The organism is Roseovarius sp. 10 (assembly GCF_033100315.1).
Classification (GTDB): Bacteria; Pseudomonadota; Alphaproteobacteria; order Rhodobacterales; family Rhodobacteraceae; genus M30B80.
Window position 1 is genome coordinate 33109 of record NZ_JAWLVH010000001.1, and the last position, 17615, is coordinate 50723.

General features: G+C 56.8%; 12 protein-coding genes. 5 read left to right on the forward strand and 7 right to left on the reverse strand.

Features of this window, described 5'->3' with window-relative positions:
• The first annotated feature begins 11 nt into the window (after positions 1 to 11).
• Entirely contained in the window at positions 12 to 1430 is a 1419-nt protein-coding gene (locus RYZ18_RS00170) for a mannose-1-phosphate guanylyltransferase/mannose-6-phosphate isomerase (protein ID WP_317655771.1), read from the forward strand.
• On the opposite strand, the gene RYZ18_RS00175 is transcribed toward RYZ18_RS00170, so the two are convergent.
• The 3 genes from RYZ18_RS00175 to RYZ18_RS00185 all read right to left on the reverse strand — a co-directional run bounded on the left by RYZ18_RS00175 (position 1415) and on the right by RYZ18_RS00185 (position 4974).
• On the reverse strand, positions 1415 to 3292 hold the full coding sequence (locus tag RYZ18_RS00175) for a nucleoside-diphosphate sugar epimerase/dehydratase (RefSeq protein WP_317654311.1): 1878 nt from the start codon (positions 3290 to 3292) through the stop codon (positions 1415 to 1417). The genes RYZ18_RS00170 and RYZ18_RS00175 overlap by 16 nt on opposite strands.
• Before the next feature lie 72 nt (positions 3293 to 3364).
• Positions 3365 to 4069, reverse strand: coding sequence for a hypothetical protein (locus RYZ18_RS00180; protein WP_317654312.1), 705 nt, complete (start codon positions 4067 to 4069; stop codon positions 3365 to 3367).
• 5 nt (positions 4070 to 4074) lie between these two features.
• On the reverse strand, positions 4075 to 4974 hold the full coding sequence (locus RYZ18_RS00185) for an alpha-1,2-fucosyltransferase (RefSeq protein ID WP_317654313.1): 900 nt from the start codon (positions 4972 to 4974) through the stop codon (positions 4075 to 4077).
• Between the two features lie 139 nt (positions 4975 to 5113).
• Here RYZ18_RS00185 and RYZ18_RS00190 point away from each other — a divergent pair, with 139 nt between their 5' ends.
• The 4 genes from RYZ18_RS00190 (at position 5114) to RYZ18_RS00205 (ending at position 10527) form a co-directional block, all read left to right on the forward strand.
• Complete coding sequence (locus RYZ18_RS00190) at positions 5114 to 6253, forward strand: glycosyltransferase (RefSeq protein ID WP_317654314.1); 1140 nt, start codon at positions 5114 to 5116, stop codon at positions 6251 to 6253.
• Positions 6246 to 7511 (forward strand): O-antigen ligase family protein, encoded by a 1266-nt coding sequence (locus RYZ18_RS00195; RefSeq protein ID WP_317654315.1) that lies wholly within the window; start codon positions 6246 to 6248, stop codon positions 7509 to 7511. Before RYZ18_RS00190 ends, RYZ18_RS00195 begins: the two co-directional genes overlap by 8 nt.
• A gap of 79 nt (positions 7512 to 7590) precedes the next feature.
• Positions 7591 to 10011 carry a hypothetical protein gene (locus RYZ18_RS00200; RefSeq protein WP_317654316.1) on the forward strand — a complete coding sequence of 807 codons (2421 nt, stop codon included), beginning with the start codon at positions 7591 to 7593 and terminating at the stop codon, positions 10009 to 10011.
• Positions 10012 to 10017: 6 nt separating this feature from the next.
• Positions 10018 to 10527: a transcriptional activator RfaH gene (locus tag RYZ18_RS00205; RefSeq protein WP_317654317.1), complete on the forward strand. Its 510-nt coding sequence runs from the start codon at positions 10018 to 10020 to the stop codon at positions 10525 to 10527.
• A gap of 37 nt (positions 10528 to 10564) precedes the next feature.
• On the opposite strand, the gene RYZ18_RS00210 is transcribed toward RYZ18_RS00205, so the two are convergent.
• The 4 genes from RYZ18_RS00210 to RYZ18_RS00225 all read right to left on the reverse strand — a co-directional run bounded on the left by RYZ18_RS00210 (position 10565) and on the right by RYZ18_RS00225 (position 17551).
• Entirely contained in the window at positions 10565 to 12907 is a 2343-nt protein-coding gene (locus RYZ18_RS00210) for a TRAP transporter fused permease subunit (protein WP_317654318.1), read from the reverse strand.
• A gap of 86 nt (positions 12908 to 12993) precedes the next feature.
• Positions 12994 to 13986 (reverse strand): TAXI family TRAP transporter solute-binding subunit, encoded by a 993-nt coding sequence (locus tag RYZ18_RS00215; RefSeq protein ID WP_317654319.1) that lies wholly within the window; start codon positions 13984 to 13986, stop codon positions 12994 to 12996.
• Between the two features lie 278 nt (positions 13987 to 14264).
• Positions 14265 to 15620, reverse strand: coding sequence for a sigma-54 dependent transcriptional regulator (locus RYZ18_RS00220; protein WP_317654320.1), 1356 nt, complete (start codon positions 15618 to 15620; stop codon positions 14265 to 14267).
• Positions 15617 to 17551 carry an ATP-binding protein gene (locus tag RYZ18_RS00225; protein WP_317654321.1) on the reverse strand — a complete coding sequence of 645 codons (1935 nt, stop codon included), beginning with the start codon at positions 17549 to 17551 and terminating at the stop codon, positions 15617 to 15619. Before RYZ18_RS00225 ends, RYZ18_RS00220 begins: the two co-directional genes overlap by 4 nt.
• Positions 17552 to 17615 lie beyond the last annotated feature (64 nt).

The following is a 17615-nucleotide window of genomic DNA, read 5'->3' on the forward strand; positions in this document are numbered from 1 at the left end:
ATGGCGTTGAAATGATTTACCCCATCATCCTCTGCGGCGGGTCTGGTACGCGGCTTTGGCCGGTTAGTCGCGCGGCCTTTCCCAAGCAATTTGTGCAATTGCATGGGCAGGGCAGCCTGTTTCAGCAGGCGGCGCAGCGCCTGTCAGGGCAGGGGTTCGCGGGGCCTGTGGTGATCACCTCTGACCCGTTTCGGTTCACCGCGGCCGAGCAGATGCAGGGCATCGGCATCACGCCGCAGGCCCTGATCCTAGAGCCTGAGGGGCGCAACACCGCGCCCGCGATTTTGGCGGCAAGCCTTTGGGCCGCCGCGCGCGATCCGCAGGCCCTTCTCTTGGTGGCCCCTTCAGATCATGTCATTCCTGATCCTGCTGCCTTTCGCGTTGCCGTCTTGACTGCGCAAACGGCGGCAGAGGCAGGGCAGATCGTCACCTTTGGCATTCGCCCCGACCGCCCCGAGACGGGCTATGGCTATCTGGAATTGGGCGAAGGGGCCGGGGGCGCGTGCCTGCCCCTCAGCCGCTTTGTAGAAAAGCCTGATCTTGCTACGGCCGAAGGCATGTTGGCCTCGGGCAATTACCTGTGGAATGCGGGTATCTTCCTGTTCCGCGCGGATGTGATGATCGCCGCATTCGAGGCGCATGCGCCGGAAATGCTGGCCCCCGCCCACGCGGCCCTTGGGGGGGTGAAAGCCGACCTTGATTTCCTCAGGCTTGATCCTGCCGCATGGCGCGATCTTCCAGATATCTCTATCGATTATGCAATTATGGAGCGCGCAGGTAACCTGTCGGTCATGCCTTATGAGGGGCAGTGGTCAGATCTCGGATCATGGACGGCCGTGGCAGAACAGTCGGCCGCTCAATGCGATGCGCAGGGCAATCTGATATCTGAGCACGCCCATGCGATCGATTGTAAAAACACCATGCTGCGCAGCGATGATGGAAAACTGCGCTTGGTTGGTATCGGGCTACGGGACATGGTCGCGATTGCTACAGGCGATGCGGTATTGCTCGCCCCCAAAGATCAAAGCCAGCGGGTGCGCGAGGCGGTCGATCTGCTAAAGCAGCAAGGCGCGAAAGAGGCCACCGAATTCCCGCGCGACTTCCGCCCTTGGGGGTGGTTCGAAAGCCTTGCCTTGGGCGCGCGGTTTCAGGTCAAACGCATTGTTGTGAAACCGGGCGGAGTGTTGTCGCTGCAGTCGCACCAGCATCGGGCGGAACATTGGATCGTGGTTGAGGGAACCGCCAAAATCACCATTGGTGACGAGGTCAAAATGGTGTCCGAGAACCAATCGGTTTACGTGCCCTTAGGCGCAATCCACCGCATGGAGAACCCTGGAAAAATCCCGATGGTGCTGATTGAGGTGCAAACAGGCAGCTATCTGGGCGAGGATGACATCATCCGCCACGAAGATATTTATTCGCGCGGATAGGCATATGCGATCGGCATATCCCGCAACAGGGCCAAGGCCTGTGCGGCATCTTCAGCCTGTAGCGCGGCCTCTAGGGCCGCAAGCGCGCGCGGGGTGTCGCTGGGGTCTGTGGCATTTTGGGCTGGCTCCAACATGATCCGCGGATGCGCGGTGGTTTCTGCCCCGTCATCGACCAAAAGCTCTTCATAGAGTTTTTCGCCAGGCCTTAGCCCTGTGATCTCAATCGCGAGGCCATCGGCAATCGGGGCCTCTTGCCCTGCGATATAGGTTTCGCGCCCCTGCAGGCGGGCCATAGTGCGGGCCAATTCGAGAATTTTGATCGGCTCCCCCATATCCAACAGGTAAATTTCGCCTGCTTGGGCCATCGCATTTGCTTGGATCACCAATTGTGCGGCTTCGGGGATGGTCATGAAATAGCGGGTGATTTCTGGATCGGTCAAGGTGATGGGGCCACCACGGCGGATTTGGTCGGTAAATTTCGGGATTACCGAGCCAGATGACCCCAAGACATTCCCAAAACGCACTGCACAAAAGCGCGTGTGGGGATAGGCCTTGGCGGTGGCTTGCATCACCAATTCCGCCACGCGTTTGGTGGCGCCCATGACATTGGTGGGGCGCACGGCCTTATCCGTGGAAATCAGGGTAAAGTTTTTAACGCCCAAACGCCCTGCGGCTTCGGCCACGCATTTCGTGCCAAAGACATTGTTGCGCAGACCTTCAAGAATATTCGCCTCGACAAGGGGGACATGTTTGAACGCCGCCGCATGAAACAGCGTTTCGACCGCATTTTCTGTGATTGCGCGCGCAACCCGCCCCTCATGCGTGACCGAGCCAAGGATTGGGATCAGCTCTGTTGGGTGATCGCGCGGTGCAAGCCATGCCTGCAAATCCTCCAAAATGCGATAAAGCGCGAATTCTGAATTTTCGAACAGAACAAGCTTGCTTGGTTTTTGTTCCAAAATCTGGCGGCACAGCTCACTGCCAATCGAGCCACCCGCGCCTGTCACCATAACAGATTTCCCATGGGTGGTTTTCGACATCAGATCAGGCAGCGGTGGGACGGGCTCGCGCCCCAATAATTCCTCAACCGTGATGCGCCGCAATTCCGAGATCCGCACGCGGCCAGAGACCAGATCGGACATATTGGGGATCACCCGCACCTCAAGGCCGAGGTCAGCCAAAACTTGCGCCGCATGCCGCCGCCCTGCGGGGTTGCTGTCTGGGATCGCGATCAGCGCGGTTTTGATCCCTAAATTTTTGATGCGTGCGCGCGCTTGCTCTGGGCGCACAATGCGCACGCCGCCAATCTCGCTGCCCGATAATTTGCCATTATCGTCTACGAAAAGGGCAGGGCGGTAATTGCGGCTTTGCTCCAATGCCTGCAAAACCTGACGTCCCGCTTCGCCTGCGCCGTAGATCAAAACAGGTTCCCGCGTGGCCGCTTGTGTGCTGAGGTAAATACCGCGCATCACAAATCGCGTGCCCCCCACAACAATCAGCAAGAGCGCAAGGTAAATCCCAGGAACGGAACGCGGAACCCGAAGGTTCAGCCCTTGACTGAGCGCGAACATGGCAACCGCCGAAATCAGAACCCCGATCGCCACAGTGCGCACAGCCCGATCCGCCATATAGCGGATCACCGCGCGATAAAGCCCCAGCATCACGAAGGCAAAAATGGTCACTGGGATCACGGGGATCAGAACCAACCAAGGTCGCGCTGTCATGGCCATAACATTGCCATCAAGCCGCAGCGCCATCGCAAGCCAAAAACAAAACACAATGGCCAAGGCATCAAAAGCAACTTGGATTAGCCGCTTAGTGCCGCGACTTAATCCAAAAAGATGCTGCGCAAAGCCGAACATGTATTTCCCCATTAGCCTCAGATGTTTCGATACCGAGACAGGCCGTGTCTGTCCAGTCTCACGACATCAGCCTCACAGGTTGTAATCAACCGCGCGCCCTAGAATATCTGAATAGGAGGGGGCTTGCTGTGCCGCGCGAGGACGGGCCAAGGCGAAGATAAAGTTCCGCTGAACGGACTGCCATGTTACATCCACAGCCGCGGTTTTGTCAGGCTCTCCTGCCTCCAGGCGTCTGACGCTCTCTCTCGCCGTTTCGCGCAGCGCATCTACAACCTGCGGCTTGACCAAATAGCAGGACATGGTGCGCGTGTTAGAAGTGATCAGAAAATCCTCAGTAACAGCGATCCCATTGCGCCGATTATAGGCTAGACACAGAACATCCATGCGGCTGTCGCGGTAAAATGTTTCAATCAAATGATCGAGCCGCGCACGATCTGCCAGAAATTCCAGATCATCCTCGCAGATCATGGTGATCCGCCCTTCTGCGGGGGTGGCGGCTTCGATCACATCGCGGTGAGACATCGCGCAACCCGTTGCGCCGCGCGCGTGTTTATGGGCCGCAAAGCGGGTCACATGTTGCGCGCCGATCGTGGCAAATTCTGCCTCGATCCGCTCGCGCCGATCCGTGCGGTGATCAAGGTTGATATAGGTGATGTCGCAGCGGTCTAGGCCATGCGCCACATCAAGGCCGCTTGGACTGGTCTGCGCCGCGCGCCGCCACCGCCATTTCAGGCGCATATTCTGCAACCAGCGCTGCAATTCACGTTTGGGGCTCATGGCGCCTACATCCTTACCCAATGGGGCTGATAGATATCTTCCATCGGCTCAGGGCTGCCTGCGAACCAAACTTTTGGTGCAATGACGATTTGACCATCATCCGCAGCCCCATTCGCACGGGCCAACCATGCCCCCCACCAGCTAAAACTGGAATTGGCGATTACATGGTGTTTGCAGCGCGCCATCAACATCATATCGCGATAGCTGACCGCGCCCGTGTTGCCCGTGACATAGATGATGTCCGCACCTTGGCCGAACTCGGCTTTCGCGGCATCAAGATCATCAGAAAACACGAAAAACTGCGGCGCGTGAAGGGCCGCGCGCATATGCGCCATCGCTGCCCTGTAATAGGGCCAATCACAAATCCCGTGAAAAGCGTTCACATTGGCGTTCTTGACATAATCGCCGCGCCGCACATGAAGGCTGACAGAAGTGCAAGCAGCCATTTGCGCTTCAATCTCGGCATTCTCGCTCGTGAAATCCTCTCGAAACTCAAAGGCGCGGGCAATCGCCGCCTCGGCCCCTTGGAAATATTTGGGCGATTGCCAATAACCCGCGAGATAGGTTTTTCCCGATAATGCGCTGAAACCATCCCAATAATTATGCGAGGGCTGCCGAATTTTCGGCCCTGTTTGCGGGTTGGGCAAGCGCGGGTCTGGGGTTACGCTGCCCCGCACGCCACGCCGCATTCCAAACCCCAAGACGCGAAACAAATCCAGTTTTGAGGCGGTTTGAAAATCGCCTGCAAAAATTTGGTCGAACTGATAGCCCTGATGCAGTTTGTATTTACGCAAACTGGTCAGATCGAGGCGCAACGCTTGACCCGTTCGCGCCGCAAGCGCCGCCCCTGCCGCATATTGGAACATCTGGTTGCCCAAGCCCCCGATAAGGCGCGTGATGATCATGCCCCGCCCTCATGGTTCAAATAGTCGCTTTGCTGTTGCAATGATGCGCCCCGCCGATCAAAACCCGTGACAGGTGATAGACAGCGGCGGCCAAAAAGGTCAAGCATAGAGCGGGATTGAAAGGGACTGTGTGCAGAAGATGAGCCGTTTACGCCTCCTTATGGTCGCCGATACATTGGCAGGCGGTGGGGCCGAGCGTGTGATCCTTGATCTCGTCAATGCAAGCCTGTCGCGTGACGATGTGGACATTGTTTTGGCGGTGTCCCAAAAGGCGGGGCCTCTGAAAGATGCCTTTCCCAAATCCATGAAAATCTATGAATATGGTGCCTTTCGTGCGGCGCATAACGCATTCGCCAATGCGCGTGCTTTGCGCAAAATCTGCACCGCAGAGCGGATTGACGCCATCGTTTCGCATATGACCACTGTGAATAAAGCGATGCTGCGTGCCAAGCTGATCGCACCCGCTTTGCCGCCCGTGTTTATCGTTGAGCATACGGAGATTGCGCGTCAGATCTTTGACATCCCCTCTGCATGGAAGCGGCGCACACGGCCCATCGAATTCCGCCTCCTCTATCCGCGCGCGGCGGGGATCATGACCGTGTCGCAGGGGATTGGGGAAGAATTAAAACGGTTTTGCGAGATCAACCCGCGCCTTTTCACGACAATTCTAAACCCTGTTGATCGCAAGCGCGGACAGGGGGCGGCCGTGTCCCCAGTTCAAGCAGGCCCGAAGGGCCGTGTTGTGATCTCAGTGGGGCGGCTTGATGGGGTCAAAAATTTCAAGGCATTGTTGCGCGCGTTCGCCCAAACCGTGGCGGCCCGGGAGCATCGGGATGACCGCCTTGTCATTTTAGGTGAAGGATATCAGCGCGAAAGGCTTGTGGCGCAGGCGCAAAAGCTTGGCATTGCGGGGCAATTTCACCTCCCCGGCTTCAGCGATGATATTTTTGCGCATCTGGCCGCAGCAGATTTATTCGTGTCGACCTCGCTATATGAAGGTCTTGGCAATGCCACGCTAGAGGCCATCGCAGCAGGTATTCCCTGTATCTCGACCGTGACAGCGGGCTCACAAGAACTGGCGCAGCATATCACCGCGTTGCAACTTGTTGCGCAGGGGGATGATGCGGGCCTTGCGGAAGCCATAACCACCCAACTGGCGGAAGATCGCCTAAAGGTCAGCGCGGCGGATCAAGCCTTTATCGAGAGTCTTACCCCCGACAGGGTTTTGGCGCGCTATCTTGAATTCATTGAAACGAAAAGGAAGGGCAGGGATGAGTGATCTCTCAGCCTCGGGGCAAAAACAGGCGCGTGCGGCCTCCATGGTGGAGGTGGCGCTCTTGGCATTGGCTTTTTTTGCCTTGCCCTTGTTCGAGGCGCCGAAGAATGTCGCAAGCTTATTGTTCCTGATTGCTTACGCGGTTCAGTCCGTGCGGCTGCGCCATCTAGGCCAAGCAAGCCCGTTTGAATGGCCCATCATTGGCTTAACTGCGGTGCTGTGGATTGGGCCTGCCTTGTCCGAGTTTCGTGACGTTTTACCACCCCAAGAAAGTGCTGCGCGTTGGAGTTTGCTTGGCCTTTTCGTGCTTGCTGCGGGGCGCTTGAATTACAGCTCTCGTGATATGAAAATTCTAATGGCCGCGTTGCTTTTGGGCGGCGCATGGGCAGTGATTGACAGCTTCTACGCTTGGTCGCTGAATGACAGGCCCTATCCTGAATTTCGATCTGTGGGCCATGTGAACCATTCGGGGATGTATTCCCTAATCCCATTGGCTGTGGGGATTGCAACATTCACAGGGCGGGCGTGGTGGTTGAAAATCATTGGCGCCTGCGCTGTGGCCACCACATTGGCCTATCTGCCCCCCTCGCGCAGCTTGGTGAGCGGGATCGCCATTGTGGCCATCATTGCGGTTGCGGCCCTGATGGCGGGCTATGCGGCCCGCAGGCTGCGGTATCTCATCGTGGCGGGCCTAACCGTCTTGGCGCTTGGCGTGGGCATCATGACGCTCCCCGTTGCACAGGAATTCCGCGCCGAGGCGGTTGACCGCGTGACGGGCGATGATCTGTGGTCTGGCCGCGATAAAATCTTGAATTCTGCCCTCGAGGTCTATGATCGCCACCCGCTGTTTGGAACGGGCTTTCGAAGTTTTGGCTTAGCCACGGCCGAGGAGATCGTCCGAGCCGAGGTTGAGGGCGATGGGCGCAACTATGACGCGATAAAAGATCGGTATTGGTTTTTTGGGCACGGCCATAACCTTTGGACAACGATGCTGATTGAGCGCGGCATCCTTGGTGTGGTGCTGATAACATGGCTACTTGTGGCCTATTTTAGGGCCTTTTTGCCTTTGGCCATTCGTCAGGGTGCCGCATCCTCAGATCAAATGGCGGCGCAGGCAGGGTTTTTAATTGCAACAGGTTTTCTTGTGGCGGGCTTGGGCAACACCACCATGATGAATGAACATGGTCAGGCTGGTATGGGGATGATCGCCATTCTTTGGGGATATCTGCGCAGCAGTGATGCGCCACTGCCCAAGCCTTAGAAAAATCCCATTTGGTGGGGCCGCCCTCTCTTGGCAGGTCGATGACACTCCTCTAACAGAGTAGTGCGGAGGACTTGCTGTGGCGCGTGAACGGGCGAGACATTTTTGGAACACGGTGCGCGATTTCTCGGCGCCGCTTGGGCTTGGGGTAAGTTTGGCTTTATCGGCCACATGGGGCCTTGCCCAAAACGCGGATTTGGCCGCACCCCCTGAGCTAAATCTTCCTTCTACGCTGATTGCGGATCAGATTTATTTCGACCAAGAAAGCCAATATTATCGCGCCTCTGGAAATGTGCAGATATTTTACGGTGGTATTGAGCTGCGTGCGCCAAGCCTTGCCTATGATGTGGTCAGTGACCGCGTTTTGGTGGATGGGCCGCTCTACATTATCAGCCAAGACGGCGGGCAGGTTTTGTACGGTGCTTTCGCCGACATGTCGGCCGATTTGCAAGATGGCGTGATTGTGGCCGCGCGGCAGTTGGTGGACGAGACCCTGCAAGTTGCAGCGCAAGAAATGATCCGCCGTGAAGGACGTTACACGGAATTCCCCTATGTGCGGGCCTCAGCCTGCGAGGTGTGTTCGGAAAACGCGACCCCGCTATGGGAATTGCGCGCCCGCCGCGCTGTGCATGATCAAGAAACCCGCAGCATCACCTATCGTGATGCGCAATTGCGCGTCGCGGGCACGCCTGTCCTTTATACGCCGTGGTTGCGCACCCCTGATCCCTCAGTGGCGCGGGCAAACGGATTTCTTGCGCCGACCTATTCCGTCAATTCGCGCTTGGGCACGCGCATTGGCTTGCCCTATTTCCGTATGTTGGGGGATAGCGCCGATATCACGGTCACGCCGCAGATTTCGGTTGCGGGGGGCGCGACTGCGGGCGGGGGCGTCTTGCGCACCCTAGAGGGGCGATATCGGCAGGCCTTTTCCAATGGGTATTTGGAATTAAACGGGGCGTTCAGCCGCGATGATCTGACCGAGAAATCCTTACGCGCGTTTCTGTTTTCTAACGGGCGCGCGGAATTTGACAACGGCATTGATCTTGTGTTCCAGACCCAATCGGCCTCAGACCGCAGCTATATCAGCACCTATGATTTCTTTGCGGATAGCCGCACCAGTTTTGGGGATGATCCTGTGGTTTATGCACAAGATCGTCTGAACAATTTCTTACGCTTCGCACGCAGTTCTTCGGATGAGGTGCTGAGCTTTGATTATACCGCGTTCTCGGCTTTGCGCGATCAGACCTATGATTACAAAGCCTCAAACCGTGTGCTGAATGCACAATGGACATTCCTGCGCGAGACGGGTGATTTTGGCGATTTGGCTCTGAATTTTGGGGCGCAGGCCGATTATAACGAATTTGGCGATATTAACCCACGCCGCCGCGATATTGATCGGATGATGGCCAATTTGATCTGGGATGGCATGTGGCAGGCGGGGGATATCCTGCGCATTGATGCGGATTTGGGGCTATTTCTGGATCGCTACGGCATCCATGACGATGTAACCCTGCCTGATGCGCAAAACAGCACAAGTGGTTTTGCCGCAACGCGGTTGAGTTGGCCCTTTGAATTCCGCGCGTCAAATGGCGCACAGCAAACCCTGACACCGTCCATTGGCTTTTTGCGGTTTGAGGCGGGGCAGGTGACCATGCCCTCGATTGACGGGTCAATCGATATGATTGATCCCTTTGATTACGCCCAACTTGGGCAGTATCGCCGCGTCAATCGTGATCAGGTCAACCAATATGATGTCACGGTTGCGGATGTGGATGTGACCTATCGCTATGCATTGCCCTCGGGCTATTACTTTGGTGGTTCGGTCGAACGGGATCATATCATCTCAAGCGGCAATACAGGCCTGCGCTCGGGCGCCCTCTATACGCTACGGTTGGGGCGCAGTATGGGGCCGTTCCAATTCTCGGCCACAAGCCGCTACAATCCTGATTTCGAGCGCGTCTCGGATGTTTTGACTTTTAGCCAATCCTTGGACAATGTCACGCTTGATGCCACCTATACCAAACTTGAGCGTGACGAGGCCATTGGTAACCCCGATCCCGTGCGGCGCTGGAGTTTGGGTTTGACTGCAGATTTGACCGAATTCATTGAAGCCCGTCTTGGCGTGACCGATGATGAATATAAATCTGATGCGTCCTTCATTACGGGGCGGCTGTCTTATGACAATCTGGTTGATTGGCGATCCTCGGTGGGGTGGACCTATGACAGTGACGATAATGAATTCGACACGATCAATTTTGAACTGGGTCATACCCTTGATTGGGGTGGAAAGGTCTATGCCCTCTATGGTCTTGAGACGGATACAGTGCGCCGTTATGGCCTTGGTGTGCAATTCGACAATGAGTGTCTGCGCGCACGCGCACAGGTCTCGCGCGTGGACAATCGCGTGACGGGCCTGACACCGATCACACAATTCTCACTGGATTTCGAATTGGGCAGTTTCGGTCGGGGTGCTGGGGCACAATCGCGTAAATGTATGTGAGGGCGCATGACGGCAGGGCCTGACAGACACTGGTATTTGGTGCAATTTAAACCCAATTCGCACAGCATTGCCTTGCGCAATTTGAACCGCCAAGGGTTTGAAACTTTTCTACCGATGCTGAGTGTCACATCCCGTGTTGGGGCGCGGTTTATCTCCAAGTCCCGCCCGCTTTTCCCGGGCTATCTCTTTGTGGCGCTAGATGCGGGGCAGGGGGCGTGGCGCAAGATCAACTCGACCTATGGCGTGGCGCGCATTGTTTCTTTCGCAGGGCAGCCAAGCCCTGTGCCCCATGATTTGATGGCGGGATTGCAGGCGCGGTGCGATGAGGCGGGGGTTTTGACAGCAGCCAGTGATCTGGCCCCGCAAGATCAGGTGACCTTGCAAAAGGGCCCGTTCTCGCAATTTGTTGCGACAGTCGAAAGCTTGGATGAAGATCAGCGCGTTTGGGTTTTGATTGACCTGATGGGGCAAAAGACCCGGATCAATGTCGCGCGCGAAGATTTAACAAAGACCTAAATGAAAAGCGGCCCCACAAGGGGGCCGCTTTGTCGGATCAATCTAGGCCTTTGACATCGATCTGTGCATCCGCCTTTGGGTGGAACAGTTTTTGGATCACATAGACCCCAACTGCGCCACCAAGGCCAATCAGATCAGTCAGCAGCCCGCCCTCAATCATGAACAGCGCGGCCGCAATAAGGATGGCGCGTAAGAACCACGGGTTGCGCGCCCCCATGAACCACCCTTGCACCCCTGAGGACAACAGGAACACGCCGAAAATGGCGGTTGCCCCTGCGCGCAGGATTTCAAGCGTGGTGCCATCCATCAGCAAGGCCGAATTGTAGAAGAACATGAAAGGCACGATGAAGGCGGCGATCCCGATTTTGAACGAGGCCACCGATGTCTCCATTGCATTTGCCCCCGATATCCCCGCCGCCGCATAAGAGGCCAGCGCCACAGGCGGTGTAATGGCCGAGACAACCGCGAAATAGAATACGAAGAAATGCGCGGTCAGCTGCGGAATGCCAAGCTCAACCAAGCCCGGTGCGACCACCGAGGCCGCAACCGCATAGGCGGCTGTGGTGGGCATGCCCATCCCCAGAAGGATCGCGATACACATCGCAAAGAACAGGGCAAGAACTTGGCTCACACCCGCCAAATCCAACAGGAGGGATGAGAAGCGCGCACCAACACCCGTCAGGCTGATCACACCCACGATAACACCCGCACAGGCACAAACCGCGATGATCTGAATGGCCATGATGCCAGCCAATTCAAACGCCTTGAGAATCTCCCGTGGCCCCATACCCGCGACCGAGGCGGCAGGCAGGCTTTGTGGGAAGAAGCGCACCATCAACACGGGCATCCATGAAATGACGGCGGCACTGAGCGTGGCCAAGGTGCCCGCACGGATGACGGAATAGCCTTGGAACAGGGCATAGATCAGGATCAGGATGGGCAAGAACAGATAGACCTGCTTCAAAAGCAGTTTCAATTTTGGCAACTCATCCTCACGCATGCCGCGCATACCCAATTTCGCGGCCTCAAGATCGACCATGAAATAGACCGACACGAAGTAGAGGATCGCGGGAATGATCGCGGCGATTGCGATATCCTGATAGGGGATCCCTGTGATCTCGGCCATGATGAAAGCGCCTGCGCCCATGATAGGGGGCATGATCTGGCCGCCTGTTGAGGCGGCCGCTTCGACCGCGCCTGCGGTTTTCTTGTGATAGCCTACCTTTTTCATCAAAGGGATGGTCAACGATCCTGTCGCCACAACGTTCCCTGCGGAGGTGCCGTTGATCATACCCATCAGGCCACTTGCGAAAATGGCCACTTTGGCGGGGCCACCACGGGCGCGCCCTGCTGCGGCAAAGGCGAAATTCACGAAATAATCACCCACTTTCGAGGCCTGAAGGAAAGCCGCAAAAATGATGAAGAGGATGATATAGGTTGAGGACACCGCCGTTGTTGGCCCAAGGATGCCTGCATCCGAATAGAGATGGCCGAAGAAGCGTTGCCACGTATAGGGATTGCGCACGGCCAAGATGCCAGGCAGCAAATGCGCGGTGAAGGTGTAAACAAGGAACACGCCTGTGATGATCACCAAGGCAAGACCTGCCACGCGGCGTGTCAATTCCATGATCATCGCTGTGCCTGCTGTCGCGGCAAAGGCCACACCGATTGGCACAAAGGGCGTGCCGACTGAATTGCGCGCCGCGGTTGAGAAAATCGGCACAAGATAGGCCGCGACCACAATTGCGCAAAGTGCAAGCACCAAATCGCTGGTCGCAAAGCTATCGCGTGGCTTGCGTTCAAACCACCCCAAGAGGATGGCGCCAAAGGTCGCCACCAAGAGGGGCACACCAAAGTTCCAAATCTCGGTTTCATAAATCTCGGTTCCGGGGAAGGCGGCCCATGACACAAGCCCCCCCATCTCTGGCAATGTGCCAGAGTCGATCAACCGCCCAAAGGACAGCGCAGACCATAACGCCAAGGCGGCGGGAATGAACAAAGCATAGCCCGCCTTAGACAAGAGGGCCGTGTCTTTGGGGGTTTCTGCGTCTTCTTTCCAAGTGTAGGACGCATAAAGCACAAAGCCCAAAACAAGCGCGCCTGCGATGTGGACAATTCGGAAATTCCAAGTCTCAAGCGGGAATTGCGGCAAAAGCGGCAGATCTATGCCCGTCCAAGCCGAGATAGAAATCCCGTTCAATGCGGCCATATGAAACCCTGCATAGAGCGTTGCAAGGATAGCCACGGCAATCATACGAGGGCCTGTGAACAGGCGGCGGTTATTCTCAACAGGTTCCTGATCTACGCCTTCGGCGATGACGGGGCCTGTCTCCGCGATCGCGTCAAGATCGCTGGCTTTGGTCTGTGAGGTGTTGGTCATGATTTTTGCTTCCGCTCTGCCGATAAGGGCAAAAGAAAAGGCGCGCGAAGGGTTTGAGGCCCCCGCGCGCCTGATAGATTACAGCATTAGCCGCCGAAAATCTGATCAGCCGCGATGGTCGCGCCTGCATGCTCGGTGAACCAACGTGCCGCACCTGGGTGCCACATCAAAACGCCGTTCTTGTCCCAGTTTTCGGGCAAGGTCGAACGTGCGGCGCCGTGGATGGCAACCATACGCGCATTGTCAGACATCACAGTGTCCACAACCGCGTAAACAAAGCTTTCTGGCAATTCGCAGTTTGCAATCGCAAAGTTCCACATGGAAACGGAACGCGCAGGTGCTTCGAGTGTGGTATAGGCATCTGCAGAGATGTTGAATTCAGACACAGGGAAGGCCGCCATGATTTGGGCCTGCTCTTCTTCGGTGAATTCGATGATGTTGATGTCCGTCTGCACTTCAAGCTGGCTGACCGCGGGCACAGGAACACCTGCGGCAAAGGCGATCACGTCCAGCAGACCATCCTGCAACTGGCCACCGAGATCCGACCAACCGCCGTTACGGCGCTCAAAGTTGACGCCCAACTCTTCCATCATGCGAGGGAAGTAGGTGTCAGAGGTCGAACCCGCAGGGCCAAAGCCGATGCGCGCGCCATCTGGGATTTCATCAATGCTTGTGATGCCCGAGGAGGACAACGCCGTCACCGAGAATGGCGTTTGATACATTGGGAACATCGCACAGGCATTGGTCATTTGCAGACCAGGTGCGATTGGGTTGGTGCCTGCCAAGGATTCCGCCGCAGGGCCCATTGTGGTCATGCCGAAGGCGACTTCGCCCGTGTGCACAAGCGCCATGTTCTGCATTGGGCCGCCGGTGACTTCGCCGCCGCCTGTCATGCCCAATTCTTCTGCGACAAGGTTTGCCCAGCCAGAACCATAAGCGAAATAGGTGCCGCCTTGAGATGCGGTGCCAACAGTAAAGCTTTCAGGCCAGCCAGTGCGATCCATATGGCCATCTGCAAACGCGGCAGTTGCGCAAAGTGCAGTGGTCATCGCGAATGCGGTCATTTTGGTGAGTTTCATCTTCAAATCTCTCCCTAAGGTCATCCTGCGCCAGCATGCGCCCCTCTATTGGGCTTGATCTGGATGCAGGTTTTGCAGCCAAGGCTCCCTCCTTGGTCTGCAACGGGGTCAGCCCGTCACGTCCACAAACTGGTTTAAATCCCATCAAAGCAACTAAGTTGGCGCTAACAAATTATGCGATTGCAAAAGAATCTCGGCCAGTTGGTCAAAGCTGACCCATTGCCGCAAAATCCATGTGTCGAAATCGACACAAGAGAGTGCAGGGCAAGCGCGCGGGGCTATTCGGTGAAATCCCCTTTATCAAGCCCGTGTTTCTGCATCTTTTCATACAGGGCTTTGCGGCTTAGCCCCAATCCCTCATAGGTGGCCTTGAGGCTGCCGCCATAGCGCACCAAGGCCGCCGCAATAAGGCTGCGCTCATATTGCGCCATTTGCACAGCGAGCCCTTGTTCGGGCGCGGCGGCATCGGGTGTCGCCAAACCCAAATCCAACCCCAAAACAAACCGATCCGCCATATTGCGCAATTCGCGCACATTTCCAGGCCAATCCCGCCCAACAAGTGCGTCTAAAACCGCGCCAGGAACCTGCGGGGGATTGATTTTATAGCGTGCTGCCGCTTGCCCCACGAGATCCATAAATAGGCGCGGAATATCCTCGCGCCGTTCTGAAAGGGGGGGCATCCGCAGGCTTGTGACATTCAACCGATAGAGAAGATCTGCGCGAAACGTGCCAATCTCGGCCGCCTGTGCCAGATCAACCTTAGAGGCCGCAATGAACCGCAGATCCAAATCAATCGGTTCATTTGATCCAAGGCGCGTGATGACGCGGTTCTGGATCGCGGTCAAAAGCTTGGCTTGCAGTTCAAGGGGGAGGCTGTCGATCTCATCCAAAAAGACCGTGCCGCCGCGCCCATGCTCAAACTTTCCGTAGCGGGGTCGCATCGCACCCGCAAAGGCACCCGCCTCATGGCCGAACAATTCGCTTTCAATGAGGGCTGCGGGCAGTGCGGCGCAGTTGATATGAACAAAGGGCCCGCTTTGGCGGGGGGACATGCGATGGATGGCGCGCGCCGCCACCTCCTTTCCCGTGCCTGTTTCACCTTCGATCAGAACATCGGCTTCGGTCGCGGCGATGGCCCGCAGCGCCGCGCGCAACTGCACCATATTCTTGGCCCGCCCTGTCAGGCGCGCCTCGACTGGGTCGCGCTGCCCCACCTCGCGGCGCAAGGCGCGGTTCTCAATCGTCAAACGCCGCTTTTCCAAGGCGCGCCGCGCGCTATCGACCAGACGCTTTGGGTCATAGGGTTTTTCGTGAAAATCATAGGCGCCTTGCTGCATGGATTTGACTGCCAATTCGATATCGCCATGCCCCGTCACAAGGATCACAGGAAATTCTGGGTCAATCTCTAAGGCGCGGTTCATCAGGGTGATGCCGTCCATGCCTGCCATACGAATATCGGTAATCAGGATCGCATCGCCATCGCGTGCGATATGGGCAAGCGCCTCTTCACCCGTTTCAAAGCAGATCACATCAAGATCCGCTAAATGCAGCGTTTGCTTTGCAGCAACCCGCAGGTCTTCCTCGTCATCCACGAAATAGATCATGCCGTTCTTGATGGTCTGCGTTTCGGTCATGCTTTTTTCATTTCCCTTGGCGCCGATGGCGTTTCTGGCGCGGCTTTGCGCAGATGCAAACTGAACTCCGCCCCCCCCTCTGGGTGGTTTCGCGCCTCAATGCGGCCGCCGAAGTCACGGATGATATTGTAGGAAATTGATAGGCCAAGCCCAAGACCCTGTCCGACCTCTTTGGTGGTGAAAAACGGGTCAAACAATTGCGCTTGCGCATCTTGCGACAGGCCATGCCCTTGATCGCGCAACCGCAGGGCAATCATATCGTCTGCCTCATCGGTCACAGAAAGGTGCAAAATCGGGGCGCTGACATCCGCCATGGCATCCAGCGCATTTGACAGCAGATTCACCAAGACCTGCTGCAGCCGCACGCGCCCACCCACAACCATGATCTCATCGTCCTCGGGCGGCAAGTCTAGGATCAAATCTACCTTTGCACGCCGCAGCCTTGGATCAAGCAAATCAAGCGCGTCACGGATCACCGCGCGCAATGGAATATCGCGCAGCTGATCTTGCGGGCGGCGTGCGAAATTGCGCAGATGTTTCGAGATAGACGCCATCCGATCCGCCATATGCGAGATACGGGTGATGTTCTCGCGCGCCTCATCCCCGCGGCCCCGGTCCAAAAAGGTCGCGGCATTTTCCGCATAGGATTTCACCGCAGCAAGGGGTTGGTTGAATTCATGGCTAAGGGCCGCCGACATTTGCCCCAAAGCCGCCAATTTGCCCGCCTGCACCAATTCGGCTTGGGTTTGGCGAAGGCGGTCTTCGGTGCGGGTGCGTTCCTCAACCTCCTGGCGCAATTGAGTGTTGGCACTGTTTAAGTCTCGGGTGCGCTCCTGCACCCGCGCCTCAAGGGTTTCGGCCAATTCGCGCTGGGCTGCGATGCGTTCAAGTAACTGTGCGCGGCGCTGTAACAGAATGGCCGCCGATAGTCCCGCAATCAGGATCACCAGCCACAAAATCGCCAAAAGCCCCAAAGCCTCGGTGCGGGCCGAACCTGATGGCGTCAGGATATTCACCCGCCACCCAGCCGAGGCAATCAAGGATTGCTGCGCCAAAAAGGCTTGGCGCTGTTCTGGCCCTTGCTCTGATGTGGTGATGACCATGCGGGTCAGGGCGTTGCTGCGAAAATCAGACAGGCTCACGGCCTCGCGCCGCAGGCTGAGGGGGGTAAGCAAGGTGATCGGATATTGACGGGTGCTTTGGACTTCCTCAAGCGCGGCTTCGCTCAAAGGGCCAAGCGTGCGGAACAGCCAATCCGACCGATCCGCCATGAAAATCACCCCATGTTGATCGGTTACGAAGATGCGCGAGTCACTGTCGCGCCACGCCGCCTCAAAGCGGTCAAGCGTGATCTTCACCGCCACAACACCCAAGATCCGCGTGCCGTCAAAAATTGGCGCGGCAAAGTAATAACCGCGCTGCCCCGATGTTGTGCCGAGCGCGTGATAGCGTCCAATCCCATTATCAAGCGCATCGGTGAAATAGGGGCGAAAGCGGAAATTTTGCCCAATGAATGAGCGATCCAACCGATAATTTGATGCGGCAATGGTCGTGCCGAACGTATCCATCACATAGATATCTGAAATATCAAGCGATAGCGCGGTTTGGCGCAGCTGCTCATTGGCGAAGGGCAACAGCCCTGTATTGTCAGGATCGCGTAAAATGTCGCGCAAAATGGGGCGCTCCGCGATCAAGGCGGGCAGGGCTTCGGTGCGTGACAGCGCGCCACGGATGACCTCGGTCACAAGGCGCATTGTGGCCTCATCCTGACGCAGGCGACCGCCCATCAAACGCTCTTCAATCTGGGGCAGGGCGGCCACGCTGAGGGCAAGCGAAACCATAACCACCAAGGCCAAAGCCGCCAAATTGCGCCGAGGGCGCTTGGCGCTGTTGCCCAGAGGACGGGTTTTTTGAGTGGATGCTGTCACCATGACGCGCAGTATGTGCTGATTTTTGCGCCCATGACCAGTGTCTGTTAGCCGATGTTTGCAATCC